Source organism: Streptomyces sp. NPDC006529, from assembly GCF_040611795.1.
Taxonomy (GTDB): domain Bacteria; phylum Actinomycetota; class Actinomycetes; order Streptomycetales; family Streptomycetaceae; genus Streptomyces.
In genome coordinates this window covers 1-5,185 of the sequence record NZ_JBEXPB010000101.1, presented here as the reverse complement: position 1 = coordinate 5,185, position 5,185 = coordinate 1, and the positions used below count along the sequence as shown (strand labels likewise).

The following is a 5,185-nucleotide window of genomic DNA, read 5'->3' as shown; positions in this document are numbered from 1 at the left end:
GACACAAACCCACCACCGACTCCGCACCCACACCCTGCGACACCAGATAGTGAGCCAGCCGGTTCGCCCGCACATCCAGCTCCGCGAACGACACCCCCACACCATCAGCCACCACCGCCACCGCATCCGGCGACCGCACCACCTGCGCCTCGAACAACCCCACCACTGACACACCCGACACCTCAGTGGCGGTGTCATTCCACCCCGACAGAACCGTCCGCAACTCCTCCGAACCCAGCACGTCCACGCCGGTCAACGGCACGTCGGAGCCGCTCTCCAGCACCGACTCCAGCAGAGCAACCACACTCTCCGTCGCCGTCTGAACCAAACCGGCCACCACATCCGGATCGATGGGCGCCAGCGCATCGACCGCCAGCCCGAAGCCGTCCCCATCGTCATCAACAGCCACCGACAACGGGAAGTTCGTGTGAGCCCGCGCGTAGATCATCCGGAACCCCGCAGCCTCACCACCCAGCCCCTCATCAGAAGGGGCCGTGTTGTGCCGGTAGTTGAGGATCGATGTGAACAGCGGCCTGTCACCCGCCACCCCACTGGCCCGCTGTGCCAAAGCCAACGGCGCATGCTCATGCTCCAGCAACCCCGCGAGCTGATCACGCATCGCCGTGACCGACTCCAGCACACCCAGCTCATCGGTACGCATACGGACCGGAAGCGTGTTGATGAACGGACCGGGGATCCGGTCCGAGCCCGTGCCCGCGTTCATCCGGCCGAACAACACCGTCCCGAACACCACATCAGCACGGCCGCTCACCGCCGCGACCACCCGCGACCATGCCACGTGCATCACCGTCGCCGGACTCGTGCCCAACCGCCGCGCAACCCCCCGCAGGCGACCGTTCAATCCGTCCGCCAATCGCACACGCCGCTGGATCGCACCCGCACCGTCACCCCGGACATCTACCAGTCCGAACGGAGCCGTCGGCTCGCTCACATCACCCAACAGCGCAGCGAAATGGTCCTCATGCTCAACACGCGCCACCCCACCCCGCGCCTGCGCCACAAAATTGCGGAACGGCAACGGCACCGCCAACTCATCCGTCCGCCCGCCGAGGATTTCCTGAACCTCATCCAGGAGCACCTCCAACGCCGTGTGATCAAGAACCATGTGGTGCATCCGCAGAAGCACCAGCCACCGATCCGATCCCGTCCCGGCAGCCACATGCGCATCGATCAGGGGCGCCCGCCCCAGATCCATGGACAAGCCACCGGCCGCTAGCAGCTGATCGGCCAAGTCACCGCCCCGAGGGTCCAGAGACATTTCCCGGACCGGGAGTTCTGCTCGCCGCCAGACGACCTGGACCGGTTCGCGCAGGCCTTCCCACACGATCGACGTACGCAGGATGTCGTGGCGGTCCACCACCTGCTGGAGCGCTCCCAGGAACCCGTCCAGCAACGCACGGGAGTCGAATTCCAGGACCGAGGGAATCACATAGGTGTCATCACCTCCCTCGGCCAGCAGGTGGTGGAAGAGCAGTCCCTCCTGCAGTGGAGCGAGCGGATAGATGTCGGCCACGTTCGCAGCGCGGCCATCCACCGACGCCACGATCCCATCGATCTCTTCAGCACTCAGCTCGACCAGTGGCAGCATCCGCTGCGTGATCTCCACCGCGTCCGCGGGAATCAGGTTCTCCGGAACGACCACCTGCTCCCCGCCCACTGCCGAGGCAGCAAGCCCCGCCGGCGTCGGCGACTGGAACAGTGCCCGCACAGACACCGAGACTCCACGCTCACGCAGCCCCTCCACCAGCCGGATCGCCAGCAGCGAATGACCGCCCAGAGCGAAGAAGTCGTCATCGACACCGACACCGTCCATACCCAGTACGTCGGCGAAGACCGCGCACAGGACCTCCTCGCGGGCATTGCCCGGCCCGCGGCCAGAACCCGACACATATTCCGGGGCCGGCAGTGCCTTGCGGTCCAGCTTCCCGTTCACCGAGAGCGGCAGCGCGTCCAGCACCACCACAGCCGACGGAACCATGTAGGCCGGCAGTCGCTCGCCGACGAAGTCCCGGACCGAGAGAGCGAGCTCACCCATACCGTCGGCCGCGACCACGTAGGCGATCAGACGCTTGTCCCCCGGCACGTCCTCACGCGCCACCACCGCGGCCTGCGCAACGCCGGGATGCGCCGCCACCACGGACTGGACCTCACCCAGCTCGATCCGGAAACCACGGACCTTCACCTGCTCATCGCTGCGTCCCGCGAAGACCAGCCGTCCATCCGCCGTCCAGCGGGCCTGGTCGCCGGTGCGGTAGAACCTCTCGCCCGGATCGCCGAAGGGGTTGGCAACGAACCGCTCCGCTGTGAGGCCCGGACGCCCCAGATACCCCCGCGCAAGCCCCGCACCCGCGACGTACAGTTCGCCTGCCACACCCACCGGCACCGGGCGGAGCCGCTCGTCCAGTACGAATACCCGCGTATTGACGACGGGCGTTCCGATCGCCACCTCGGCTGCCTGGGGGTCACACCGCCACACCGTCGCATCCACGGTCGTCTCCGCCGGACCGTAGGCGTTGAACATCGTCCGGTCCCGTGCCCAGTGCGCCATCACCTCGGGCGGGCAGGCCTCGCCCGCCACGACCAGCACCATGTCGGTACTGATCGATGACATGTCCATCCCCGGCAGCACCGCCGGCGGCAACGTCACATGCGTCACCCGCTGCTCGGTCAGGTATCCCGCCAGCGCGCTGCCGAGGCGTCGTTGCTGCGGGATCACCACCAGTGCGGCACCGGACAGCAGCGCCATGAACAGTTCCCAGCAGAAGGCATCGAAACTGAGCGAGGCGAAGTGCCCCACACGACTGGACGGACCGACGCCGAGATTCCGGGCATGGCCCGCCACCATGCTGGCCACGCCCACATGCGACACGAGCACCCCCTTCGGGCGTCCGGTCGAACCCGAGGTGTAGATCACGTACGCCGGATGCTGCGGCATCGCCCCCGCGCGAGGGGGCACGCTCGCGTCCAGGGCAGTCGGCGCCGGGTCGTGCACCAGTAGCTGCGTGACATTCGCCGGAACCACACCCATGGTCCCGTGCGAGGCGAGCACCACCACCGGCGCCGCGTCCTCGACCATGTAGGCGATCCGGTCCGCCGGATATTCAGGGTCGAGGGGCAGGTACGCCCCACCGGCCTTCAGCACGCCGAGAACCGCGACCACCGCCTCGACGCCGCGCTCCAGGCACACGCCCACCAGAGACTCGGGCCCTACGCCGATGGCCATCAGATGCCGGGCCAGCTTGTTCGCCCGCTGGTCCAGTTCCTGGTACGACATCTCGATGCCGGGTGCGACGAGTGCGGTTGCCTTCGGCGCCTGCTCGACCTGGGCTTCGAACAGGTCCGCGACCGTGGTCGGCTCGATGTCGAGTGCTGTGTCGTTCCAGTCGGTGAGCATCCGTCGACGTTCGCCGTCGTCGAGTACGTCCACGGCAACCAGCGGCAGATCTGCGTCGCTGCTCAGCGCCTCTTCCAGAGCCACCACGAGGCTGGTGGTGGTGGCACGCATCAGACGGCCAATCGCCTGGGGATCGAGGGGGGACACTGCGTCGACTGCGAGGGCAAGCCCGTCACCGTTGTCATCAACCGACAGGGAGAGCGGGTAGTTGGTGCGCTCCTGCGCCAGGAGAATTCTGACGCCGGCCAGGTCCTCGCCCGGGCGAGGACCGGTGTTGTGCCGGTAGTTGAACAGTGCGGTGAACAGTGGGAGATCACCCGTGACACCGCTGGCCTGCTGAGCCAGGGCCAGCGGCGCGTGCTCGTGCTCAAGAAGTTCCGCAAGCTGATCCCGCATGCCGGACACCGCCGCCAGCGCACCCACCTCACCCACACGGACCCGCACGGGCAATGTGTTCATGAACGGACCCAGCACCCGGTCCGAACCATCACCGGCATTCATCCGGCCGAACAGCACCGTCCCGAACACCACATCGTCACGGCCGCTGACCGCACCCAGGACCCGAGCCCAGGCCACATGCAGAACAGTCGCCGCGCTCACACCCAGCCGCCGCGATACCTCACGCAGACGCCCCGTCACCTCGGGAGCGAACCCCAAAAGCGCCTGCGCCGCATTCGTACCGTCACCACGCACATCAACGAGACCGAACGGCGCCGTCGGCTCGGTCACATCACCCAGCAGCCCGGCGAAGTAACCCTCATGCTCCGCACGTGTCACCCCTCCACGCGCCTGCGCCACAGAATTGCGGAACGGCAGCGGTACCGGAAGCACCTCACCGCTGCCGGCCATGAAGGCGGCGATCTCCTCGAAGAGCACCTCCACCGCCGTGTGGTCCTGCACGATGTGGTGCACCCGCACCAGCCCGAGCCAGCGTTCACTGCCGGGCTCAGCCGGCGTGATGTGCAGGCTGATCAGCGGCGCCCGGCCCAGATCCATGGACGCCCCACCGGCGGCAACCAACGAGGCCACCGGGTCCGCGTCCTGCGGGTCCAGTGCCACTTCGGTCACCGGGAGGACCGCGTGGCGCCGCACCACCTGAACCGGCTCCCGCAGGCCCTGCCACACGATGGCCGTGCGGAGGACATCGTGCCGGTCGATGACCTGCTGCAACGCGCTGGTGAAACCATTCAACCGATCCCGGGAGTCGAACTCGGCCACCATCCGGAGCACGTACGCATCCGCACCACCATCAGCCATCAGATGATGAAGGAGCAGACCCTCCTGGAGGGGGGCGAGCGGGTAGATGTCGGCGATGTTCGCCGCACCGCCTTCGACAGCCGTGGTGATCCGTTCGATGTCTTCCCCGGACAGCTCGACCAGCGGAAGCATGCCCGGCGTGATCTCCCGCGCGCCGGCAGGGATCAGGTTCGGCGGGACCTCCACCTGGACGCCCGCGGTCGCCGTCGCGAGGCCGGCCACCGTCGGGGTCTGGAACAGCGCCCGCACCGAGATCGAAACTCCGCGCTCGCGCAGCGCCTGCACCAAGTGAACCGCCATGAGCGAGTGGCCGCCGAGGGCGAAGAAGTCATCATCGACACCCACGCTGTCGAGACCGAGAACCTGCGCAAAGACAGCACACAACACCTCTTCGCGTGCATTGGCCGGCCCACGACCCGACCCGGCGGTGTACTCCGGGACGGGCAGCGCCTTGCGGTCGAGCTTGCCGTTCACCGTCACCGGCAGAACATCCAGCACCACGACAGCCGAAGG

At 67.5% G+C, this 5,185-nt stretch carries 1 protein-coding gene; it reads right to left on the bottom strand.

Annotated elements, in window-relative coordinates; translation table 11 throughout:
- The coding region (locus ABZY31_RS31045) for an amino acid adenylation domain-containing protein (protein ID WP_356417001.1) at positions 1–5,170 on the bottom strand (5,170 nt) is incomplete at its 3' end.
- Between the last annotated feature and the right edge of the window lie 15 nt (positions 5,171–5,185).